This is a genomic window from Streptomyces sp. NPDC048415 (genome assembly GCF_040651675.1).
Lineage (GTDB): Bacteria > Actinomycetota > Actinomycetes > Streptomycetales > Streptomycetaceae > Streptomyces.
Window position 1 is genome coordinate 92,014 of record NZ_JBEZKJ010000006.1, and the last position, 20,726, is coordinate 112,739.

The 20,726-nt window shown below is 70.2% G+C and carries 28 protein-coding genes and 1 pseudogene; 23 read left to right on the top strand and 6 right to left on the bottom strand.

Annotated features, from left to right (window positions below; all coding sequences use genetic code 11):
* Positions 1–133: 133 nt before the first annotated feature.
* From AB0D27_RS06930 to AB0D27_RS06940, 3 genes and pseudogenes are all read left to right on the top strand, one after another.
* A complete protein-coding gene (locus tag AB0D27_RS06930; protein WP_362503105.1) occupies positions 134–469 on the top strand; it encodes a metalloregulator ArsR/SmtB family transcription factor in 336 nt (111 codons plus the stop codon).
* On the top strand, positions 469–1,182 hold the full coding sequence (locus AB0D27_RS06935; protein ID WP_362503108.1) for a cation transporter: 714 nt from the start codon (positions 469–471) through the stop codon (positions 1,180–1,182). Before AB0D27_RS06930 ends, AB0D27_RS06935 begins: the two co-directional genes overlap by 1 nt.
* Before the next feature lie 247 nt (positions 1,183–1,429).
* Positions 1,430–1,566: pseudogene (locus AB0D27_RS06940) on the top strand (phosphotyrosine protein phosphatase); the annotation flags it as partial.
* A gap of 144 nt (positions 1,567–1,710) precedes the next feature.
* Here the strand turns inward: AB0D27_RS06940 and AB0D27_RS06945 are convergent.
* The 4 genes from AB0D27_RS06945 to rpmB form a co-directional block, all read right to left on the bottom strand.
* A complete protein-coding gene (locus AB0D27_RS06945) occupies positions 1,711–2,454 on the bottom strand; it encodes a TIGR03943 family protein (protein ID WP_362503111.1) in 744 nt (247 codons plus the stop codon).
* A complete protein-coding gene (locus AB0D27_RS06950; protein WP_362503114.1) occupies positions 2,451–3,488 on the bottom strand; it encodes a permease in 1,038 nt (345 codons plus the stop codon). The genes AB0D27_RS06945 and AB0D27_RS06950 overlap by 4 nt, the downstream gene beginning before the upstream one ends.
* A gap of 441 nt (positions 3,489–3,929) precedes the next feature.
* The gene (rpsN, locus tag AB0D27_RS06955) at positions 3,930–4,235 is read right to left on the bottom strand and encodes a 30S ribosomal protein S14 (protein ID WP_362503117.1); all 306 of its coding nucleotides are present in this window, start codon (positions 4,233–4,235) and stop codon (positions 3,930–3,932) included.
* The gene (rpmB, locus tag AB0D27_RS06960) at positions 4,235–4,471 is read right to left on the bottom strand and encodes a 50S ribosomal protein L28 (RefSeq protein WP_362503120.1); all 237 of its coding nucleotides are present in this window, start codon (positions 4,469–4,471) and stop codon (positions 4,235–4,237) included. Before rpmB ends, rpsN begins: the two co-directional genes overlap by 1 nt.
* Before the next feature lie 68 nt (positions 4,472–4,539).
* Here rpmB and rpmG point away from each other — a divergent pair, with 68 nt between their 5' ends.
* The 4 genes from rpmG to rpsR are packed head-to-tail and all read left to right on the top strand — an operon-like array spanning position 4,540 to position 6,435.
* Positions 4,540–4,704, top strand: a complete 165-nt coding sequence (rpmG, locus tag AB0D27_RS06965) for a 50S ribosomal protein L33 (RefSeq protein ID WP_134028780.1) — start codon at positions 4,540–4,542, stop codon at positions 4,702–4,704.
* A gap of 34 nt (positions 4,705–4,738) precedes the next feature.
* Positions 4,739–4,993, top strand: a complete 255-nt coding sequence (locus tag AB0D27_RS06970; protein ID WP_362503124.1) for a type B 50S ribosomal protein L31 — start codon at positions 4,739–4,741, stop codon at positions 4,991–4,993.
* Complete coding sequence (locus AB0D27_RS06975; RefSeq protein ID WP_362503127.1) at positions 4,993–6,147, top strand: GTP-binding protein; 1,155 nt, start codon at positions 4,993–4,995, stop codon at positions 6,145–6,147. Before AB0D27_RS06970 ends, AB0D27_RS06975 begins: the two co-directional genes overlap by 1 nt.
* A gap of 51 nt (positions 6,148–6,198) precedes the next feature.
* The gene (gene rpsR, locus AB0D27_RS06980; protein ID WP_362503130.1) at positions 6,199–6,435 is read left to right on the top strand and encodes a 30S ribosomal protein S18; all 237 of its coding nucleotides are present in this window, start codon (positions 6,199–6,201) and stop codon (positions 6,433–6,435) included.
* An 83-nt stretch (positions 6,436–6,518) separates the two neighbouring features.
* Here the strand turns inward: rpsR and AB0D27_RS06985 are convergent, their stop codons facing one another.
* Positions 6,519–8,510, bottom strand: a complete 1,992-nt coding sequence (locus AB0D27_RS06985; RefSeq protein ID WP_362503432.1) for a heavy metal translocating P-type ATPase — start codon at positions 8,508–8,510, stop codon at positions 6,519–6,521.
* 127 nt (positions 8,511–8,637) lie between these two features.
* Between AB0D27_RS06985 and AB0D27_RS06990 the strand changes: the two genes are divergently transcribed.
* The 9 genes from AB0D27_RS06990 to AB0D27_RS07030 all read left to right on the top strand — a co-directional run bounded on the left by AB0D27_RS06990 (position 8,638) and on the right by AB0D27_RS07030 (position 13,664).
* Positions 8,638–9,024, top strand: a complete 387-nt coding sequence (locus tag AB0D27_RS06990; protein WP_362503133.1) for a metalloregulator ArsR/SmtB family transcription factor — start codon at positions 8,638–8,640, stop codon at positions 9,022–9,024.
* A gap of 288 nt (positions 9,025–9,312) precedes the next feature.
* Positions 9,313–9,825, top strand: a complete 513-nt coding sequence (locus AB0D27_RS06995) for a Fur family transcriptional regulator (protein WP_362503136.1) — start codon at positions 9,313–9,315, stop codon at positions 9,823–9,825.
* A gap of 8 nt (positions 9,826–9,833) precedes the next feature.
* A complete protein-coding gene (locus AB0D27_RS07000) occupies positions 9,834–10,052 on the top strand; it encodes a hypothetical protein (RefSeq protein ID WP_362503139.1) in 219 nt (72 codons plus the stop codon).
* The gene (locus tag AB0D27_RS07005) at positions 10,049–11,062 is read left to right on the top strand and encodes a GTP-binding protein (RefSeq protein ID WP_362503142.1); all 1,014 of its coding nucleotides are present in this window, start codon (positions 10,049–10,051) and stop codon (positions 11,060–11,062) included. Before AB0D27_RS07000 ends, AB0D27_RS07005 begins: the two co-directional genes overlap by 4 nt.
* On the top strand, positions 11,059–12,090 hold the full coding sequence (locus AB0D27_RS07010) for a hypothetical protein (protein ID WP_362503145.1): 1,032 nt from the start codon (positions 11,059–11,061) through the stop codon (positions 12,088–12,090). Before AB0D27_RS07005 ends, AB0D27_RS07010 begins: the two co-directional genes overlap by 4 nt.
* Positions 12,087–12,500: a (2Fe-2S) ferredoxin domain-containing protein gene (locus tag AB0D27_RS07015; protein ID WP_362503148.1), complete on the top strand. Its 414-nt coding sequence runs from the start codon at positions 12,087–12,089 to the stop codon at positions 12,498–12,500. The genes AB0D27_RS07010 and AB0D27_RS07015 overlap by 4 nt, the downstream gene beginning before the upstream one ends.
* Positions 12,487–12,852 carry a metalloregulator ArsR/SmtB family transcription factor gene (locus AB0D27_RS07020; RefSeq protein WP_362503151.1) on the top strand — a complete coding sequence of 122 codons (366 nt, stop codon included), beginning with the start codon at positions 12,487–12,489 and terminating at the stop codon, positions 12,850–12,852. The genes AB0D27_RS07015 and AB0D27_RS07020 overlap by 14 nt, the downstream gene beginning before the upstream one ends.
* A 132-nt stretch (positions 12,853–12,984) precedes the next feature.
* Complete coding sequence (locus AB0D27_RS07025; RefSeq protein WP_362503435.1) at positions 12,985–13,287, top strand: hypothetical protein; 303 nt, start codon at positions 12,985–12,987, stop codon at positions 13,285–13,287.
* 59 nt (positions 13,288–13,346) lie between these two features.
* The gene (locus tag AB0D27_RS07030; RefSeq protein WP_362503154.1) at positions 13,347–13,664 is read left to right on the top strand and encodes a metalloregulator ArsR/SmtB family transcription factor; all 318 of its coding nucleotides are present in this window, start codon (positions 13,347–13,349) and stop codon (positions 13,662–13,664) included.
* Positions 13,665–13,668: 4 nt separating this feature from the next.
* Here the strand turns inward: AB0D27_RS07030 and AB0D27_RS07035 are convergent, their stop codons facing one another.
* Positions 13,669–14,049 (bottom strand): hypothetical protein, encoded by a 381-nt coding sequence (locus tag AB0D27_RS07035; protein ID WP_362503157.1) that lies wholly within the window; start codon positions 14,047–14,049, stop codon positions 13,669–13,671.
* Positions 14,050–14,212: 163 nt separating this feature from the next.
* Between AB0D27_RS07035 and AB0D27_RS07040 the strand changes: the two genes are divergently transcribed.
* From AB0D27_RS07040 to AB0D27_RS07070, 7 genes are all read left to right on the top strand, one after another.
* Positions 14,213–15,172 carry an ATP-binding protein gene (locus AB0D27_RS07040; RefSeq protein ID WP_362503160.1) on the top strand — a complete coding sequence of 320 codons (960 nt, stop codon included), beginning with the start codon at positions 14,213–14,215 and terminating at the stop codon, positions 15,170–15,172.
* Between the two features lie 44 nt (positions 15,173–15,216).
* On the top strand, positions 15,217–15,609 hold the full coding sequence (locus AB0D27_RS07045) for an SCO5389 family protein (RefSeq protein WP_362503162.1): 393 nt from the start codon (positions 15,217–15,219) through the stop codon (positions 15,607–15,609).
* A gap of 214 nt (positions 15,610–15,823) precedes the next feature.
* Positions 15,824–16,291 carry a transcriptional repressor gene (locus AB0D27_RS07050; protein ID WP_362503165.1) on the top strand — a complete coding sequence of 156 codons (468 nt, stop codon included), beginning with the start codon at positions 15,824–15,826 and terminating at the stop codon, positions 16,289–16,291.
* A 55-nt stretch (positions 16,292–16,346) separates the two neighbouring features.
* On the top strand, positions 16,347–17,288 hold the full coding sequence (locus AB0D27_RS07055) for a zinc ABC transporter substrate-binding protein (RefSeq protein WP_362503168.1): 942 nt from the start codon (positions 16,347–16,349) through the stop codon (positions 17,286–17,288).
* An 11-nt stretch (positions 17,289–17,299) separates the two neighbouring features.
* Positions 17,300–18,190 carry a metal ABC transporter ATP-binding protein gene (locus AB0D27_RS07060; protein ID WP_362503171.1) on the top strand — a complete coding sequence of 297 codons (891 nt, stop codon included), beginning with the start codon at positions 17,300–17,302 and terminating at the stop codon, positions 18,188–18,190.
* Positions 18,187–19,068, top strand: a complete 882-nt coding sequence (locus AB0D27_RS07065) for a metal ABC transporter permease (RefSeq protein WP_362503174.1) — start codon at positions 18,187–18,189, stop codon at positions 19,066–19,068. The genes AB0D27_RS07060 and AB0D27_RS07065 overlap by 4 nt, the downstream gene beginning before the upstream one ends.
* Before the next feature lie 142 nt (positions 19,069–19,210).
* Positions 19,211–20,713, top strand: a complete 1,503-nt coding sequence (locus AB0D27_RS07070; protein ID WP_362503176.1) for a YibE/F family protein — start codon at positions 19,211–19,213, stop codon at positions 20,711–20,713.
* Positions 20,714–20,726: the final 13 nt, after the last annotated feature.

Genomic DNA, 20,726 nt, shown 5'->3' on the forward strand with positions numbered 1-20,726 from the left:
CTCCGCCGACCCTTCGGGGCTCGGTCACGACGCACTCGCCCCGGCGGCGCAAGCGTCCCGGAAGAGCGCGCACCGCCGTTTCAGCCCACGATCCATGCTTTTCTGAATTCAGGAAACTGTGTACTGTCGTGCTGTGCTGACTGTTGCCTCAGACATCGAGGTGCTGGCCCGTTTCGGCCGCGCGCTCGCCGATCCAATCCGCTGCCGCATCCTGCTCGCGCTGCGCGAAGCCCCGGCCTACCCCGCCGATCTCGCCGACGCTCTCGGCGTCTCGCGCACCCGGCTCTCCAACCACCTCGCCTGCCTGCGCGACTGCGGCCTGGTCGTCACACTGCCCGACGGCCGCCGCACCCGTTACGAACTGGCGGACGAGCGCCTCGGTCACGCGCTGGACGACCTGCGCGCCGCTGTGGTGGCCGTGGAGACCGACCGCACCTGTGCCGACGCCGACGACAAGGGATGCTGCTGATGACCGCGATATCCCTCGGACCCTCCCCGGCCCGCCGAGACGAACTCGCCCATCGGATACGTCTGCTGGTCGCGGCGACCATCATCTACAACGTCATCGAGGCGATCGTCGCCATCACCGCGGGAACTCTCGCCTCGTCCACCGCCCTGATCGGCTTCGGCCTGGACTCGGTCATCGAGGTCTCCTCTGCCGCTGCGGTGGCCTGGCAGTTCTCCGCCCGTGACCACGCCGCGCGCGAGGCACGAGAGAAGATAACCCTGCGGATCATCGCGCTGTCGTTCTTTGCGCTCGCCGCCTACGTCAGCGTCGACGCCGTTCGCGCGCTGACCGGCACGGGGGAGGCGGAACGCTCCATCCCCGGCATTGTGCTCGCCGCCCTCTCTCTCGCAGTCATGCCGTTCCTGTCAGCCGCCCAACGCCGCGCGGGCCGTGAACTCGGCTCCGCCAGCGCGGTCGCCGACTCCAAGCAGACCCTGCTGTGCACGTACCTCTCGGCCGTGCTCCTGGTCGGCCTGGTCCTCAACGCCACCCTCGGCTGGTCCTGGGCCGATCCCATTGCCGCCCTCGTCATCGCAGCCGTTGCCACAAAGGAAGGTCGCGACGCCCGGCAGGGCAAAAGCTGCTGCGCGCCCCCAGCGGCGGCGGTCCCGACCATCGGCGCTGAGGCGGACGGTGCGTGTGGCTGCCGCCCAGGCTGCGATTGCTGCAACTGACCGCCCGCAGACACCCAGAGATCCCCGGGTCTGACCGCGAGACGTTTCCCAATTTTCAGTGACCTTCCTCAGCTCCCAGCGCGAGGAGGGCCGCTGCGGCGGAGACCAGTGCGAGCGCGGCGAACAGGCCGGGATAGCCGCCGAATGATCCAGCCAGCGCGGCTCCCGCGAACGGCGCCAGGGAAGACGCGACGGTGGCTGGGGTGGCCAGAAGTCCGGACAGGCGCCTGTAGTGCGCCGTTCCCAGATGGCTGCCGCCTGGCTGACCCACCTGGCCGGGGACCGCGTCGAGGTCCGCTCCGCCGATCCCAACCGGGCGCCAACGTCAACCTGGCCGTCGTCGAGGCTATGCGCGAGGTCGGCATCGACATCTCCGCCGAGGTGACACGAGGCGAGCAGCGCGGTCCATGCCTGCTCGCAGCCACCCGCCAAGATAGCAGTCGCCGTGGCCCACCCAGCATGCGGGGTAGATCAGTCTGCTGTGACTACCGCGTCCGCTCGCCCGGAGACCGATCGGCGAGCGCGAAGCTACCGCTTCTCGTAGGGGCGCTCGGGCTGCTTGACCTGCTTGACGTCGGTGGCGTCGAGCGCAGGAGGCCACGCCGCGTCCGAGCCGAGTTTGCCCTTGGGGTGCCAGGTGCCGGTGACCGTCACCCAGCTGTCGACGGTGGGGGCGTCGGCGCCGCGGATTTCGACCTTTTCCGAGCGCGCGTCGGCGGCGCAACAGGAGATGAGGAGCCGGGTCAGGTACCAGGTGCCGTCGTCGTCCGTGGTGACGAACCCGATCATCCGGATCGTGCGGCTCTTCATCGTCTTGCCGCTGTCGTAGATGGCCCGGGAGCTGAACTGGCTGAGGGTGAGATCGACCGGGTCTTCCTTCGGGAGCGGGTCGAACGTGCCAATGCCCTGGGCGTCGTACTTCGCCGCCTCCCGCTCGGCGCTGTACGAACCGAGGGCTGGCGGCGGAAAGAGGAGGAGGGCGGCGGCCGGGACCGCGAGGAGCCAGGCGGCCTTGGGCCCGCGGCTGTGATTGTGCCCGTGCCCGTCGTCGACGTGCTCGCCATCATGGTCATGGTCGTTCTCGTGCGTGGCCGACCGCTTGGCAACGAAGGCGCCCGCGATCCCCAGAACGAGCAGCAGCACGCCTGAGATGATCAAGTAGGGTCGCAGCCCCGCCTGCACGTACCGCAGATACAGCTCGCTGAACAGCGAGATCCGCAGCACCGCGGCGCCGCTCAGAACCAGCAGCAACGCCGGACCGTATCGCCTCACAGCAACCACCACCCCACCAGCACGCTGCTCGCCACCGCGACGACCCAGGTGGCCGCCGAGAACCGCACCGCGAAGCCCCGCCCGAACGTCCCCGCCTGAAGCGCGATCAACTTCAGGTCGACCATCGGCCCCACGGCCATGAAGGCGAGCCGCGCCATCGGCGAGAACCCGCTCAGCGAGGCCGCCACAAACGCATCCGCCTCAGAACACACGCACAACACCACCGCGAGGACGGCCAACAGCAGCACCGACAGCCAGCCCGACCCGGTGAACGCATCGAGCACCGACCGCGGCACGGCGAAGTTGAACGTCGCCGCGGCCGCCGCACCCAAAACCAGGAACCCGCCCGCTTGAAGGAAGTCGTGCTGCAGACCGGCCCGGAACTCCAGCAGCCGGCCCACTCCGATCTTCTCCACCCCGGCGGTCGTGGGCCGCTTCGGCAGCCGCAGCCACTCCTCCCGCCCGAACCTGACCCACAGCCAGCCCATGACGACCGCTGTGGCCAGGGACGCGACCAGCCGGCCCAGCACCATCATCGGCTGGGCCGGGAAGGCGATGGACGTAGCGACCAGCACAACGGGGTTGATCGCGGGCGCGGAGAGCAGGAACGCGAGCGCGGCGGCCGGCGCGACACCGCGCCGCATCAGACTGTCGGCCACCGGCACCGACGCGCACTCGCACCCCGGCAGCACCGCGCCCGCCGCACCCGCGACCGGCACGGCGAGCGCGGGATTTCGCGGCAGCACCTTGCTGAACACCCGCTCCGGCACGAAGGCCCCGATCGCTGCTGACACCAGCGTGCCGAGCATCAGGAACGGGATGGCCTGGACGACCACGGCCGTGAAGACCGTCCACCAGGCGGCGACCGCGGGTGTGTAGAGGTCGAGGGCGATCATTGGCCCGAGCACCGAGGCGACCGTGGCGATCGCGATCAGGGCCACTCCGCCAAGCACTGCGTACACCAGCGCACGGACGACGAAACGAACCCCGTCGGCCAGACCCCAGCGACTCTCCACGTACTCACGGTTTTCCACGCCCTCGTTTCCCCGCCTCGCCGCCCCAACCTCGAACCGCGACCCTACGCGTTCGCGACCCGGAGGCTAATCGTCCGGCCTGTGCCGGGCCGCGGGGAAACCTGTGAATCCGTACGCACCAGGAAGGCGTGCGGAGCACCGTGCGGCTCGCCGGTCGCCTCCCTCGTCACCGGTCGCCACAACCAGGACGCGGTCTGCGGCCTCGGCTGCGCTGAGTGCGGCAAGGCGGGAGAAGGCCCGGTGCCGCGTCCCGGCGAAGCACACGGCGCCGCACAGTTCACAGGTACGAGGGGGCCCTGATCGTCACTCCGGGAGTGTCCGCGTGGGGCAGGGTGGCTCGTATGCGTCGAGATCCCAAGGGGGCGGCGCACCCGGGGCAGCCTGGTCGTGACCCCGCCGAGTCACGGCCAGGCGCCGCCATCCGTCACGCGGGCGGCGGCGTCACCAGGACGACTTGGTGACCCCGGGGAGGAATCCGGCGTGGGCCTGCTCGCGCATACGGACGCGGGAGAGTCCGAACTTCCTCAGGTGTCCGCGGGGCCGGCCGTCCACGCTGTCCCGGTTGCGCACCCGGGTCGCGCTCGCGTTGCGGGGCTGGCGCCGAAGCTCCTGAACGGCCGCCCGGCGTTCGGTGTCGGTGGAGGACGGCCGGCGGATGATCTCCTTCAGCTCGGCTCGCCGGGCCGCGTACCGCTCGACGGTCGCCTTCCGCTTCTCATTCATTGCGATCTTGCTGGACTTGGCCATCAGATCTTCACTCCCCGGGCGCGAATGCGGGCCACAGCGGCCTCGATGCCGATGCTGTCGATGGTCTTGATCGCCTTGGTGCTCACAGTGAGCCGGATGGTCCGGCCCTCGCTCGGCAGCCAGTACCGCTTGCGCTGGATGTTGGGGTCGAAGCGCCGGGAGGTGCGGCGGTGCGAGTGGGAGATGTTGTTGCCGAAGCCCGGCTGGGCGCCGGTCAGTTGGCAGTGGGCGGACAAGGGGTTACCTGCCTCTCGTCGGGCGAGTGCTTTTGATAATGGTAACCATTCCCATATAGTGCCGGTTCATGGCCCGCAACGAAGTACGCCCGATCATCAAGCTCCGCTCCACCGCGGGGACCGGCTACACCTACGTCACCCGCAAAAACCGCCGCAACGATCCCGACCGCATGGTCCTGCGCAAGTTCGACCCGATCGCCCGCAAGCACGTCGACTTCCGCGAAGAACGCTGACCCCACCTCCTCAGCCACCTCGAAGGACCACGTCATGAAACCTGGAATCCACCCCTCGTACGGCCCCGTCGTCTTTCGTGACAAGGCCGCCCGCTCCGCCTTCCTCACCCGCTCCACGATGACCAGCGACAAGACGATCCAGTGGGAGGACGGCAACACCTACCCCGTCGTCGACGTCGAGATCTCGAACGTGAGCCACCCCTTCTACACCGGCACCGCCCGCGTCCTGGACACCGCCGGCCGCGTCGAGCGATTCGAACGCCGCTACGGCCGGCGCGGGGCGCACTGATGCAGGACAAGGCCCGGCTGCCCGTCGTCATCGTCGGCGGGCTCCACTCCGAGGCCCGCAAAGAAGTCGTGGACCGCCTGCTGCGCACGGTTCCCGGCAGTGTCGCGCTCCACCACGACCTGGCCACAGCCGCCGACGGCACCGTGCAGCGCAGTGTCCGGGACGCCTCGGGGCAGTTGTCCTGTGGCGAGGCCCCGCTCGTCAACGACTGCGCCTGCTGCGCGCTGCGTGAAGACCTGGTTCCCGAACTGGAGCGGCTGGCCGCCAGCGGTCTGACCCGGCTCGCGATCGTCGAGCTGTGGGACTCCGTCGAGCCCAAGGCGATGGCCGAAGTCGTCGCCGCACACGGCGGCGACGTCCTCGACCTCACCAGTGTGATGACCGCCGTCGACCCCGCCCTCGTGCTGCCCTGCCTCGCGAACGGAGACGACCTGGCGAAGGTGGGCCTCGCGGCGGCCGCCACCGACCAGCGCACCGTCGCAGACACCTGGGCCCGGCAGCTGGAGTACGCGCCCGTGCTCGCACTCATCGAGAGCGAAGACGCCGATGACGAGGACCGCGCCCTGCTCGCTCAGTTGCATCCGACCGCCCGCCAGGTGCCCGCCGGATCCGGTGAACTCGGCCAGTTGGCCTTCGCCGGCTTCGACGTGGAATCGGCAGCGGCCGCCCAGCACCCGGCCTGCGCGCTGCTCCCCCAGGAGGCCGACGAAGCCGGAGTCGCCACCCTCGTCTGGCACCGCCGCCGCCCCTTCCACCCCGAACGCCTCTACCAGGCACTGGAAGACCTCTGCTGCGCAGCCGCCCGCAGCCGCGGCCGCTTCTGGCTCGCCGACCGCCCGGACACCCTGCTCGCCTGGGACTGCGCAGGTGGCGCGCTGTGCGTGGAGAACGCCGGCCCCTGGATGGCGGCACTGCCGGACGCCGCCTGGGAGATGGTGCCCCCGATGCGCCGAGCCGCTGCCGCACTGGACTGGCACCCCGAGCACGGCGACCGCTGCCAGCACCTGGTCTTCACTTCCCCTGGCCTCGACCGGCACGGCCTGGCACAGCTCCTGCAGTCGTGCCTGCTCACCGATGCCGAGTACGCGGCCGGCCCCGAGGCATGGAAGCACCTTCCGGCCGCCTTCGACTCCCTCCTCGACCCCGTCTCCTAGACCTGGCTGCCGATCCGCCCCTTCCCGCACCCATCACGCAAGGAAACTCTCATGGCCCGCCGCCCCGACCCCCATAAGCCCCTGAAAGCCCGCCCCAACCCCCTCGACACAGCCGGAATCACCTACATCGACTACAAGGACACGGACCTGCTGCGGAAGTTCATCTCCGACCGCGGCAAGATCCGCAGCCGCCGCGTCACCCGCGTCACCGCCCAGCAGCAGCGGCAGATCGCCGCAGCGATCAAGAACGCCCGGGAGATGGCCCTGCTGCCCTACTCAAGCAGGTAGCAGCTTCCGCCCCACGGACAGCGCCAGCAGGGGCATTTTCATCAAGCGTCCCCCGGCCGCCGAAGCTCTGATCCTGCAACGGCTCACCCGGTGTCCTGCGACGCGGCCCGTTTCCAGGCCGCGTCGCGCAGCAGGCGCAGTCCGTTGAGGCCGACGATGACGGTCGAGCCCTCGTGGCCCGCGACGCCGAGCGGCAGCGGCAGGTTGCCGGCCAGGTCCCAGACGACGAGGCCGGCGATGAACACCCCGGCGATCGCCAGGTTCTGAACGACCAGCTTCCGGGCGCGGCGGGAGAGAGCGATCACCGTGGGGACGGTGGCGAGTTCGTCGCGGACAATCACCGCGTCGGCCGTCTCCAGGGCGAGGTCGGAGCCCGCCCGGCCCATGGCGACTCCGATGTGCGCGGCGGCCAGGGCCGGGGCGTCGTTGACGCCGTCCCCGACGACCAGGACCTTGCGGCCCGTCCCCTCCAGCTCCCTGACCGCGCTCACCTTGTGCTGCGGCAGCAGCCCGGCTCGTACGTCCTCGATGCCGACCTCGGCGGCCAGGCGGATCGCGGCCCGCGGGTTGTCGCCGGTCAGCAGCACCGGCGCAGATCCGGTGAGTTCCGTCAGTGCAGCGACGGTCGCGGCGGCCCTCGGACGCAGGCGGTCTGCGAGGCCCAGGACACCGACCGGGACATCGTCGGCCGTGACCAGGACGGCGGTTCGCCCGCCGTCCTCCAGCTCAGCCGCGAGCGCCTCCGCCCGGGCGAAACCCGCGTCCGTCGCGTTACGAGGCAGCCGGGCCGGGGCGCCCACCGCGAGGACTCGACCGTCCACGACGGCCGTCACCCCCACGCCCGGCGTGGACGCGAAGTCCTCCGCCGCGGCCAGTGCCAGTCCGCGCTCGCGCGCCGCGGCCACCACGGCGCGTGCCAGCGGATGCTCGCTGGGGTGCTCGGCCGCCGCCGCAAGCGCCAGCAACCCGCTCTCCCCCAGGCCGGATCCGGGCAGCGGCCGGACGTCGGTGACCCGTGGCGTGCCCTCGGTCAGCGTGCCGGTCTTGTCGAACGCGACCGCGTCGATCTGCCCGAGGCGCTCCATCACCACGGCCGACTTGACCAGCACACCGTGCCGTCCGGCGTTGGCGATCGCGGAGAGCAGGGGCGGCATGGTGGCCAGCACCACCGCGCACGGCGACGCCACGATCATGAAGGTCATGGCCCGCAGCAGCGAGGCGGCCAGTTCCGCGCCGAACGCGAGCGGGACGAGGAAGACGGCCAGGGTCGCGGCCACCATGCCCAACGAGTAGCGCTGCTCGACCTTCTCGATGAACAGCTGGGTGGGCGCCTTCGTCTCGGACGCCTCCTCGACCATGCGCACGATCCGGGCGATCACCGAGTCGCAGGCGTCGCGTTCGACCCGGACGCGCAGTGCGCCCGTGCCGTTCACCGTTCCCGCGAACACCTCGTCCCCGCATTCCTTCGCCACGGGGAGCGGTTCGCCGGTGATGGTCGCCTGGTCGACCTCGCTCGCCCCGTCCAGCACTCGGCCGTCGGCGCCGACGCGCTCTCCAGGGCGTACCAGGATGGTGTCTCCGACCGCCAAGTCCTCGACGGGGAGGGTCCGTTCGCTGCCGTCCGGCGTCAGCCGGGTGGCCGTGGCGGGCGCCAGATCGAGCAGGCCGCGCACCGAGTCGGCGGTCCGGGCGGTGGCCAGAGCCTCCAGGGCGCCCGAGGTCGCGAAGATGACGATCAGTAGCGCGCCGTCCATCACCTGCCCGATCGCGGCCGCGCCGAGCGCGGCAACGATCATCAGCAGGTCGACGTCGAGGGTCTTCTCACGGAGCACCTTGAGCCCCTCCCAGCCCGGCTCCCAGCCGCCGGTGGCGTACGCCAGCGCGTACAGCGGTCCCCACGTCCACGCCGGGACGCCGCTCAACTGCAGCGGCAGGGCAAGCAGGAAGAGGACGGTGGCCGAAGCGGCCCAGCGCGCCTCGGGCAGCGCGAGGATCCGGGTGCGCCGGCGGGGAGAGCCCGCATCACGCCTGGAGGCCGCCAGGCCGGCCGGGGTGGGGGTGAGCGTAGAGGTCATCAGGATGAGGTCCTTCATGGGGGACACATGAGGGCGCACGGGCACGCCGGGTGCCCGCGGCTATCCCCTCCACCATACAGGAACACATGAAGACTCATTCATTTCTTCATATCGGTAGGATGGCGCCATGGGCCATGGAGCTGACGCCGAGATCACCGCAACCGCGCGCGAGCGCCTCGAAACCGTGGGCGCCGCCGACGTGGCCGCCACCCTCCAGGCCCTCGCGACCCCCTCCCGGCTGCGCATCCTCGCCCGCCTCCAGGAAGGCCCCTGCGCGGCCACCGAACTCGCCGACGCCGTCGGCATGGAACAGTCCGCCTGCTCACACCAGCTGCGACTGCTGCGCAACCTCGACCTGGTCACCGGGGAGCGCCGCGGCCGCTCGGTCGTCTACGCGCTCCACGACAACCACGTCGCCGAACTCCTCGAGCAGGCCCTCTACCACGTCGAGCACCTGCGCCTCGGCCTGCGCGACACCCCGGCCGCCACCACCTCCGCGGTGACCGCGCCCTGATCCAGCAGGGCGAGCCGCACCTCCGCAACCCTCACAAACAGGCGGCCGACCCTCACCTGTAAGGCCACCCGTCAGCACGTCGGATCAGTGGTCGTTCCAGTACCCGTCATGGCCAGCGCGTCCACGTGACCCCAGCGCGCACGGCCACATGGCCACCGCCCTCTCCATGCGGGTGCGTTCGGATGGCAGCAGCCCCACAGTAGGCACCGACACACCGGGCGCCGACGCTCCCCCATCCATGACTCGCCATTCATATGGCGATGGGTTTCATTTTCATCTACGGTGAACATGTTGGAAGCGCACCAATTGGTAGCCGCCTTGGGGGTGATCTGTGTGAGCAGCCGAACGACCCGGCAGCGAGCAGCGGTCCTGCATGTCCTGACTGCTTGTCAGGACTTTGTGTCAGCCCAGGAGCTGTACGGCCTGCTGACCACGGACGGGACCCGGATCGGGTTGACCACCGTGTATCGGGCCCTGCGGGAGCTCGAGGCGTCGGGCGGTGTCGATGTCGTACGCGACGACGTCGGCGAGCGGCTCTACCGGCAGCGACCCGACGAGGGGCACCGCCACTATCTGATCTGCCGTGGCTGCGGTCGCAGCCGCCCAGTTGAATCCGAGGTCGTCGAGCGGTGGGCCGGACAGATCGCCTCCGACACCGGCTTCGCCGCGGTGGAGCACACCGTCGAACTCACCGGCATCTGCGCCGGCTGCCAACCAGCCCCGGACGAAGGAGAACCGCCGCCATGCCACTGGGAGCCCGCCCGGGAAGACCGGGGCCGAGCCCGGGCCAGCGCGAGCTGAAGGAGACCGTGCGCAGCCTGCTCGGTCTCGACGATGACACCGCGGTCATGGTCCGGGAACTCGCCTGCACCGAGCCGGGCTGCCCGCCACTGGAGACGGTTGTCGCCGTCCTCCCGATGGACGGCGAGGCCCGTCGCTGGACCCTGCACCGCCCCGCCGAACAGATCACCGAGGACGACCTGCGGGCCGCCCTGCTCGACACCTCGCATGAAGGAGCCTGTGAATGACCACCCCCGAACCCCGTGACGAGCGGGTGCCCGTCACCGTCCTGTCCGGCTTCCTCGGCTCGGGCAAGACCACCCTCCTCAACCGCATCCTCACCGAGAACCACGGCCTGCGGATCGCCGTCATCGAGAACGAGTTCGGCGAGGTCGGCATCGACGACGCCCTCGTCCTCGACGCCGAAGAAGAGATCTTCGAGATGAACAACGGCTGCATCTGCTGCACCGTGCGCGGGGACCTCATCCGCATCCTGGGCGCGCTCATGCGCCGGCGCGAGAAGTTCGACCACATCCTCATCGAGACCACCGGCCTCGCCGATCCGGCGCCGGTCGCGCAGACGTTCTTCATGGATGACGAGATCGCCTCACAGCTGCGCCTGGACGCCATCGTCACCCTCGTCGACTCCGCGCATGTCCTCCAGCATCTGGACGAGGTCAAGCCCGAGGGCGTGGAGAACGAGGCCGTCGAGCAGATCGCCTTCGCCGACCGCATCGTCCTCAACAAGACCGACCTGGCCGACGAGGCCACCCTCGTCGAGGTCACCGCACGCATCCGCGCCATCAACAGCGGCGTACGGATCATCCCGGCCCAGCACGCGAAGCTGGACCTCCAACAGGTGCTGGACGTGGGCGCGTTCGACCTGGAGCGGGTGCTCGCCGAGGACCCGTCCTTCCTCACCGAGACCGAGCACCAGCACGACCTCACCGTCACCTCGGTCGGCATCGACCTGCCCGGCGAGCTCGACGAGGACCGGCTCAACCGGTGGCTGGGGCAGTTGCTGCGTACGAAGGGCGTCGACATCTTCCGTTCCAAGGGCATCCTCGCCATCGCCGGGGCGCCGAAGCGGTACGTCTTCCAGGGCGTGCACATGCTGCTGGACGGCGAGTTCGGGCGGGACTGGCACGACGGCGAGGAGCGCCGCAACCGGCTCGTCTTCATCGGTCGAAACCTCTACCGGGACGCACTGGAGCGCGGCTTCGCCGACTGCCTGGCCACGGCAGGAGCCGCCGCATGAGCGCCACCATCGATTCCGACCTCGCCACCGCCTGGGACATCACCGTCGACGACGCGCCGGTCGCACTCAGCGCGCGCGGCGACCTGGTGGCCGTCGCCGGGGCCGAGGGCACTATCCGCGTCCTCGATGCAGCCATGGGCGCCGAGATCGGCGCCCTGGAACTGCCCAGTGGCGCACTGAGTGTCGAACTCTCCCCCGACGCCGGGCACTTGGTGGCCACCGGCCCGATGGGGTACGCGCTGTGGCGGCGCGCGGACGGCCAGACGACGGTATGTGAGTCCGGTGCCTGGTCAGCGGCCGCCGCCTGGGCGGACCACGAGCGGGTCGCAGTCACCTCCGGACGTCACGCGTTCGTACTCGACAAGGACGGCGGCGAATTGTGGCGCACGGAGCCGGCCGCGTCGACGGTCACCGATCTCGCCTGGATGCGGCAGGGGCGACGCCTGGCCGTGGCCGCCTACGGCGCTGTGCACGGTCACGAACGGCACACCGAGAAACCGGTCGTGACCTACCCCTACATCGGCTCGCACCTGGCGCTCGCCGTCGCACCCACCGGGCAGTGGATCTGCAGCGGCAACCAGGACGCCTCCATCCACATCTGGCGCACCCGCGACGGCAATGAACTGACCATGTCCGGATACCCGGAGAAGGTCTCCCGGCTCGCCTTCGACGAGACCGGCTTCTGGCTCGCCGCCGACGGCGCACCGGACGTGACGGTCTGGGACTTCTCCGGCAAAGGGCCCGCCAGGACGGCGCCGCGCTCCCTACGCTGCCACGAGACCGTCACGGCTCTGGCCTGGCGGCCAGGCGCCGCCGGACAGCTGGCCAGCGGCGGCGACGACGGCACGGTGGCGCTGTGGCACGCGACGGCCGGACGGCCCGAGGCGCTGCTGCGCCCGGCACGCACGCTGGAGGACGGCGGTTCCCCGGTGGCCGCGCTGGCCTGGGCCGGACCCCATCTGCTGGTCACCGCCCGGCGCGACGGGCGCGTCCAGGCGTACGGCGTACCCTCGCCGACCGCCCTGTGAACCCTCGCACGGTGGTGATCGGCACCGCGCGCGAGCGGCCCTGCACCCTGGTCGTCTGCCGGGGCTGCTGCTGCGGCAACGCGCGTAAGTATCCCGACACCGATCACGCCTGGCAGTTGGAACGGCTGCAGGCGGGCGCCGAGGCGTCCGGTGGGCAGTTCACAGTCCGTACCACGGACTGCCTCGGCCCCTGCGACCAGGCGAACGTCATCGTCATACAGCCCTCCGGCGCCGGGCGGCGCCAGGGCGGCCGGGCGACCTGGATCGGCTTCGCCATGGACGACGACTGCACCGAGGAACTGCTGCGCTGGGCAGAGGCCGGCGGACCGGGCGTCGCGGAGCCCCCGGCCGCGCTCGAGCTGCAGTTCGTCCGGCCGCCGCGAGAGGCCCGGGCACATGCACGCCGGTGAGGCACCTGATCACTCCGCTGATGACGTCGTCACGGCCGCCTGCCTCGACGACGTCACGGCGGCCTCCGTCGCCACCACCCTGCAGGCCCTCGCCACGCCGTCCCGCCTGTTGATCCTCACGGCCCTGCGCCAGTCCCCGCACCCGGTCACCGAACTCGCCGCCGCCGTCGGCATGGAACAGTCCGCCGTCTCCCACCAGCTGCGCCTGCTGCGCGCCCTCGGCCTGGTCACCGGCCGCCGCGACGGCCGCCGCATCGTCTACAGCCTCTACGACGACCACGTCGCCCAGCTCCTCGACCAGGCCGTCCACCACATCGAGCACCTGCGCCTCGGGGTACGCGACCTCGGCTGACCGCACATCACGGCCGACTCGGCGCGCCCCCGCCAACACATGCAAGGATTGCTATATATTAACTTCGCCATGCACGGTCCGCGACAGCACCACCCGCGGACCACCGATCAGCACGCCCAGGAGCAGAAGCACATGACCACCGCCACCGAACACCGCACCCACGACAATCACACCCACACCCACGGCGGGGGCTGCGGCCACGTCGCCGTCCCGCACGGCGACCACACCGACTACGCCCACGACGGCCACCTCCACAAGCTCCACGACGGCCACGTCGACGAGTGTGCGAGTGCAGGCCACACCACCCACGAGGCGCACGACCACCGGCACGGCGAGGGCTGCGGCCACGTGGCATTGCCGCACGAGGACCACGTCGACTACGTGCACGACGGCCACCGCCACGCCGCCCACGAGGGCCACTGGGACGACCACTGACCGCCTGCCGCACCCGCCGCCCCAAATCGAAAATCATTGCCACATGCTAATGTGTGCATGTGACGACTCCCTCTTCCCCGACACCATCGACGGACGAGCCGATACGGGCCCTGCAAGCGGCCAGTGACCTCCTGAGGGCACTGGCCTCGCCCGTCCGCATCGGCATCGTCCGCGAGCTGGCCCAGGGCGGGAAATACGTCCACGAACTGGTCGACACCCTCGGAGTGAGCCAGCCGCTGGTCTCCCAGCACCTGCGCGTGCTGCGCACCTCCCGCATCGTGACGGCACACCGCCAGGCCCGGGAGATCCAGTACGCCCTCACCGACGACCACGTCGCTCACATCGTGCTGGACGCCATCCGGCACGCCCAGGAGTAGCCCGTCAGTTGAGGTGGGCCACCTGCCGTGGAGCGGGGGCCGCGCGGAGCCGGTCGGGCAGTGTGCCGTCGTCGGGCATTCCGGCCCGCAGCCAGGCCCCGACCGCCTCGGCGTCATCCTCGCTCGCGAGCGGGCCGAGGCGTACGACGGCCCCGGTGGGCCTGCGGTCGACCCCGCACGGCTGCGCGGCGGCGTACAGCCCACGGCCGCTCCGGCAGTGGACCACCTTCTCCAGGCAGCCGGTGGAAACCATCACCCCATGAGGGCAGCCCCGGACCGCGCGGCGCAGCAGGTCCCTCACGCGCCCGGCCGCGGCGGCATGGCAGGCGCCGCAGACGACGAGGGTGAACGGGCGGCTTCGAGGGTCGTATCTGTCCTCGCTCAACTCCGTGCCTCCTGCGTGATGGTCAAAGAGAGCCCCTGTTTGCGCCATGGGCGCCCCAATTCGCCCAGCAGTCGGGTGAGTTGGGGCGCGGGTGATTTGACTCCCGTTCCGCACACCACCAGCCTATGCTCATGAATTCCATTTCCAACAGGGGTGACTAGTCATGCGCGTTGCCTTCGTGGGCAAGGGCGGCAGCGGCAAAACGACCCTGTCCGCCCTCTTCTCCCGTCATCTGGCGCGCTCCGGCGCGCCGGTCGTCGCCATCGACGGCGACATCAACCAGCACCTGGCCTACGCCCTCGGCCTCGACGAGGACGAGCTCTTCATGGCCCCGCCGCTCAGCGCGCGGACCGGTGAGATCAAGGACTACCTCCGGGGCACCAACCCGCGGATCCCGTCCCGTGAGGCCATGGTCAAGACAACCCCGCCCGGACGCGGCTCCCGCCTGCTGCGGCTGCTGGGCGAGGACGAGGTCCACTCCCACCACGTCCAGGAGGTCGACGGTGTGGCCCTCATGGTCACCGGGGCATTCGACGAGAGCGACCTCGGAGTGGCCTGCTACCACTCCAAGCTCGGCGCGGTCGAGCTCTACCTCAACCACCTCGTCGACGAGCCCGGCGAGTACGTCGTCGTCGACATGACCGCCGGCGCCGACGCCTTCGCCTCCGGCCTGTTCACCCGCTTCGACATGACCTTCCTGGTCGCCGAACCCACCCGGAAGAGCGTGTCCGTCTACCGCCAGTACCGCGACCACGCCGCCGAGTTCGGCATCCCGGTCGCCGTCGTCGGCAACAAGGTCACCGGCGAAGACGACCTCGACTTCCTCCGCACCCACGTCGGCGACGACCTGCTCGCCCACTGCGTGCAGTCCCCCTACGTCCGCGCCCACGAACAGGGCCGCGGCCACGGCGATCTGGAAGCACACAACACCCGCACGCTGGAGCGGCTGCGCGCGGCCGTGGACGCCCGCCCCAAGGACTGGACCGCATTCCAGAAGCACGCCGTCGAGTTCCACCTGCGCAACGCCGCCGCCTGGGCCAACGAAGCCACCGGCCAGGACCTCGCCACTCAGGTCGACCCGGACTTCCAGCACGGCCCCACGGCATTGGCCGCACTCGCCTGAGCCCACCACCGCAAGATCAGAACCACAGAACAGGACAGCCCTTCATGTCGCTCGACGTCTCCCCGCAACTGCTCGCCGAGGCCGAGAACGGCGAGGTGCGGGAACAGGACTTCGTCGAAACCGTCCGCACCTCCCTGCCGTACGCCTACGACCTCATCGCCCGCCTGGCCGACGAACTGCGCTCCGGCACCGCGGAGTTCGCGGACAACCAGACCCCTCCGCCCTCCGAGAAGGAACGCGGCCAGCTGCTGCGCGCACTGTCCAGCGACGCCATCCGCGGCAGCCTGGAACGGCACTTCGGGGTGACACTGGCGTTCCAGAACTGTCACCGCGTCGCCGCCTTCCACCCCGAGGCACGCGGCAGCGAGACCCACACCCGCTTCACCTCGCTGCGGGCCCAGATCCTCAACCAGACACCGGAGTTCCGCGACTGCTGAGGCCGGATGCCTCACGCCTTCACCTCGCTGGGCGGCGCCGCCGGGACAGCGACGCCCTCGCGCGCGACCGCCCCAGGGGTGGCACGAACATGGGCGGTGAGCAGCCCGGCGGACGCCAATACGGCCCGACGGGGCGAGATTGACGCTAGTCATGGAAATCATGTTCAACTAACTTGACACGGCGAATCGATCCCAGCATCGCGGGAGGTGCGCCGTGCACGACTCGTCGACCGGGGAGCGGCTGCCGGCCTGGCGTTTGACCCGGCAGCGGCACGCCGTGCTGCGCGTACTGCTGGACTGCCCCGGCTTCATCTCCGCCCGGGAGTTGCACGAGGCACTGACGGCGGCAGGAACCGCTGTTGGGCTCACCACGGTCTACCGAACCCTCCGAACGCTGGAGCGGGACGGGCACGTCGACGTCGTACGAGAAAAGGCCGGTGAGCGCCTCTATCGCCCCCGGCCCACCGACGGACACCGGCACTATCTGGTCTGCCGTCGCTGCGGCCTGAGCCGGGCCGTGGAGGCGGAGGCCGTCGAGCGCTGGGCGAACGGCGTGGCCGCAGACACCGGGTTCGCCGAGGTCGAGCACACCGTGGAGCTCTCCGGCATCTGCGACCGCTGCCAGGAGAAGTCAACACTTGGCAACGATTTTCATATCGATCAGGCTGGAACCTGGTCTTGACATTCGTTTCCATCTAGCGTGGCGGTGACATCGCCCCATCTGTCGTGGAGGATCCATGCCCGCGTTCCCGTCCCGTCGCCTGGTAGCCCTGATATCGGGCGCCTGTCTGGCCCTGCTGGCAGGCTGCGGCAGCTCGTCGGACTCCGGAAGCGACGGGAGCGCCTCGGCGAGCCCGGCCTCCGACTCCGCGATCCCGGTGGTCGCCTCCACGAACGTCTACGGCGACATCGTCAAGCAGATCGGCGGCGACAAGGTCTCCGTCACCGCGGTCATCAGCGACCCCGACCAGGACCCGCACTCCTACGAGGCCAACACCCAGAACCAGTTGGCCCTGTCCAAGGCCAAGGTCGTCATCGAGAACGGCGGCGGGTACGACGACTTCATCGACCGCATGCTCAAGAGCGGCAACAACTCCTCCGCCGAGCTGATCAACGCGGTCAAGGTGTCCGGCAAGACCGCCCCCAAGGGCGGCGAGCTCAACGAGCACGTCTGGTACGGCTTCCCCACCGTCGCCAAGATCGCCGACCGGATCGCCGCGGCCCTCGGCAAGGCCGACCCCGCGAGCGCCGCGACCTTCACCAAGAACGCCGAAGCCTTCAAGGCGCAGCTGACGTCTCTGGAGACCAAGGAAGCGGACATCAAGAAGAAGCACGGCGGCGAGGCCATCAGCATCACCGAGCCCGTGCCGCTGTACCTGACCGAGGCGAGCGGCCTGGTGAACAAGACGCCCGCCGACTTCAGCGAGGCGATCGAGGAAGGCGACGACGTCTCCCCGAAGGTGCTGCAGGAGACGCTCGCGCTGTACAGCGGCAAGCAGGTCAAGGCGCTGGTGTACAACGCGCAGACCTCCGGACCGCAGACGCAGAGGGTCGAGGACGCGGCGAAGGCGGCCGGGATCCCCGTCGTGCCCGTCACCGAGACCCTGCCCAAGGGCAAGGACTACCTCGGCTGGATGACCGCCAACATCGACGCGCTCGCCGCGGCGCTGGACAAGTGAGGCGGCCGGGCATGGCCTCCGTACCGCAGGCCCGCGAGGGCCACACCAGGACCGGGACGGGCGGTGCCGGCATCGGCACCACCCCGGTGATCAGCCTGCGCGGTGCCGCGCTGTCCTACGGCGCGCGCACGGTGTGGCAGGGCCTCGAACTCGAGGTTCGGCCCGGGGAGTTCATCGCCGTCCTCGGGCCGAACGGGTCGGGCAAGACCAGCCTCGTGAAGGCCCTGCTGGGCCGACAGCAGCTGTCCGCCGGCACGCTGGCCATCCTGGGCCACTCGCCTCGCGAGGCGAGCCGGCACATCGGCTACGTCCCGCAACAAGCCACGCTCTCCGCGCAGGCGATGCTGCGCGCCCGCGACCTGGTGCGCTTCGGCATCGACGGGCACCGCTTCGGACTCGGGCTGCGCACGCGTGCCGTACGCGGCCGGGTGGACGAGATCCTGGAAGCGGTCGGGGCCGCCGCCTACGCCGACGTCCCCCTCGGCCTGCTGTCCGGCGGTGAACGGCAACGGGTGCGCATCGGGCAGGCCCTGGCCACCGACCCCCGGATCCTGCTGTGCGACGAGCCGCTGCTCTCCCTCGACCTCCACCACCAGCGGGCCGTCACCGAACTGATCGACGCCCGGCGCCGCACCCACGACACGGCGGTCGTCTTCGTCACGCACGAGATAAACCCGGTCCTCGACCTGGTGGACCGGGTCCTCTACCTGGCACCGGGCGGCCACCGGGTCGGCACCCCGGAGGAGGTCCTGACCTCCGAGTCGCTGTCGAGGCTGTACGGCACCCAGGTCGACGTGGTCCGCGTCCACGGCCGCATCGTGGTCGTCGGAGCCCCCGACGAACCCGCCGTCCAACCCCACCACACCCAGGAACTCCACGAGAGCGACAAAGTCCGCCCATGACACTCGCCGACGGCATCTGGCACCAGATCTTCGCCTACGACAACTACGGCGAGCTCCTCGCCCTGGTCCGCAACTCCCTCATCGCCGGCGCCGCCCTCGGCCTGATCGGCGGCCTGGCCGGGGTCTTCGTCATCATGCGCGACCTGCCCTTCGCCGTACACGGCATCAGCGAACTGTCCTTCGCCGGCGCCTCGGCGGCACTGCTGCTGGAGACCAACGTCGTAGCAGGCTCCATCGTCGGCTCGCTCGTCGCGGCCGGCGCGATAGGCGTCCTGGGGACACGGGCCCGGGACCGCAACTCGGCCATCGGCATCCTCATGCCGTTCGGCCTGGGCCTCGGAGTGCTCTTCCTGGCGCTCTACAAAGGCCGGGCAGCGAACAAGTTCGGCCTGCTGACCGGCCAGATCGTCGCAGTCGACACCCCGCAGATGGCATGGCTGCTCGGGACCTCAGCCGTCGTACTCGTCGCACTGGCGGTGATGTGGCGGCCGCTGACGTTCGCCAGCGCCGACCCGGACGTCGCCGAGGCCCGCGGGGTTCCGGTGCGCGGGCTGTCCTTCGCCTTCATGATCGTGCTCGGGCTCGCAGTAGCCCTGTCGGTGCAGGTCGTCGGCGCGCTGCTGGTCCTCACGCTGGTCGTCACCCCCGCGGCGGCCGCCGCCCGCGTCACCGCGTCGCCCGTGCTGCTGCCCCTGCTCAGCGTGGCCTTCGCGGTCATGTCGATCGAGGGCGGCATCCTGCTCGCCCTGGGCAGCAGCATCCCCATCAGCCCGTACGTGACGACGATCTCCTTCACCATCTACCTCGCCTGCCGAATGGCGGGCATCTACCGCACCCGTCGGTGGGGATCCCGAAGGTCCGCCCCGCAACCGGCATGACCCAGGGACGGTGAACAGAGCACCCCCGATGTTCTCGCGGTGATCGTGCTGAGACCACGCCGCAGCTGTCCCGTACCCTTCCTCGGAGCCGCCGCGCAGGCCCGGCTCGGGAGGGGGCACGGACAACCGCGAGGGAGATTGCATGGGAGCCGACTACGAGCACGGGGAGTTCTCCGAGTCAGCAACTCACCGCGGCTACGGCCCCGATGCCGACGCGGGCCATACACCCTCCCCTGGCCATATACGCTCCCCTGCGCCTGACCACGGGCACAGCCCGGTGGGCGACGGGCGCACCGCAGTGACCGGCACCGGTCCCGGTCCCGTCTCCGGTGGCGGGCACGGTCACTCGCACAGCCACGGTCCGGCTGCCCCCGTCTCCAAGCACCTGCGCAAAGTGATCGCGGCGATCCTCATCCCGTTCACGGCGGCCGTGGTGGTCGGGCTCGTGGTGCTGTGGCCGGGCGGCGCACCGCCGCACCAGCGCACCGGCGTAGGGTTCGACCGGCAGACCCAGCAGGCGACGGTCACCAAGGTCTTGAGCGTGAGCTGCAAGTCGGTGAACGCCTCCGGCGAGACCCCGACGGGCGACACCTCCACCGCCGAGGGCTCCTCCGCCCAGCAGCAGGCAGGCGGCACCTGCAAGAAGGCGACGATCCGCGTCGACACCGGCAAGGACAACGGCCGTACGTTCACCGAGATCGTGCAGCCCGACCAGTCACGGCAGTTGCACGAGGGCGAGAAGGTCGTGACCGCCTACGAGCCCTCGGCACCCAAGGACCTGCAGTACTCGGTCACCGATGTGAACCGCAGATTCCCCATGGCGCTGCTCGCCGGCATCTTCGCGCTCGCCGTCGTGGTGGTGGGCCGGATGCGCGGCCTCATGGCGCTGATCGCGCTGGCCGTCAGCTTCATGCTGCTGACCTTCTTCATCCTGCCCGCGATCCTGCAGGGCTCGAACCCGCTGCTGGTGGCGGTGATCGGGTCGAGCGCCATCATGCTGATCGCTCTCTACATGTGCCACGGTCTGTCGGCCCGTACGTCCGTGGCAGTCCTGGGAACGCTGCTCTCTCTCGTGCTGATCGGCCTGCTCGGCTCCGGGTTCATCGGCTGGGCCGCGCTGACCGGCAACACGGACGACAACACCGGCCTGATCCACGGCCTGTATCCGTCGATCGACATGAGCGGTCTGCTGCTGGCGGGCGTCATCATCGGTTCGCTCGGCGTTCTCGACGACGTGACGGTCACCCAGACCTCGGCGGTCTGGGAACTGCACGAGGCCAACCCGTCGATGGGCTGGCGGGGACTGTACCGGGCAGGCATCCGCATCGGCCGCGACCACATCGCGTCCGTCGTCAACACCCTCGTCCTCGCCTACGCGGGAGCCGCGCTGCCGTTGCTGCTGCTCTTCTCCATCGCACAGAGCGGCGTGGGAACGGTCGCCAACAGCGAGCTGGTCGCGGAGGAGATCGTACGCACGCTGGTGGGCTCGATCGGCCTCGTCGCCTCCGTGCCCGTCACGACCCTGCTCGCGGCACTGGTGGTCGCCGCCGACCGCCCGGGACCGGAGCCGGCCACAGCGGCCGCAGGCGCGGTGGCGGCCGGCGGAGCTGCCGCAGGCCGGGGCGGGCGTCGACGCAAGCGCTAAGAGCGTCCTATTC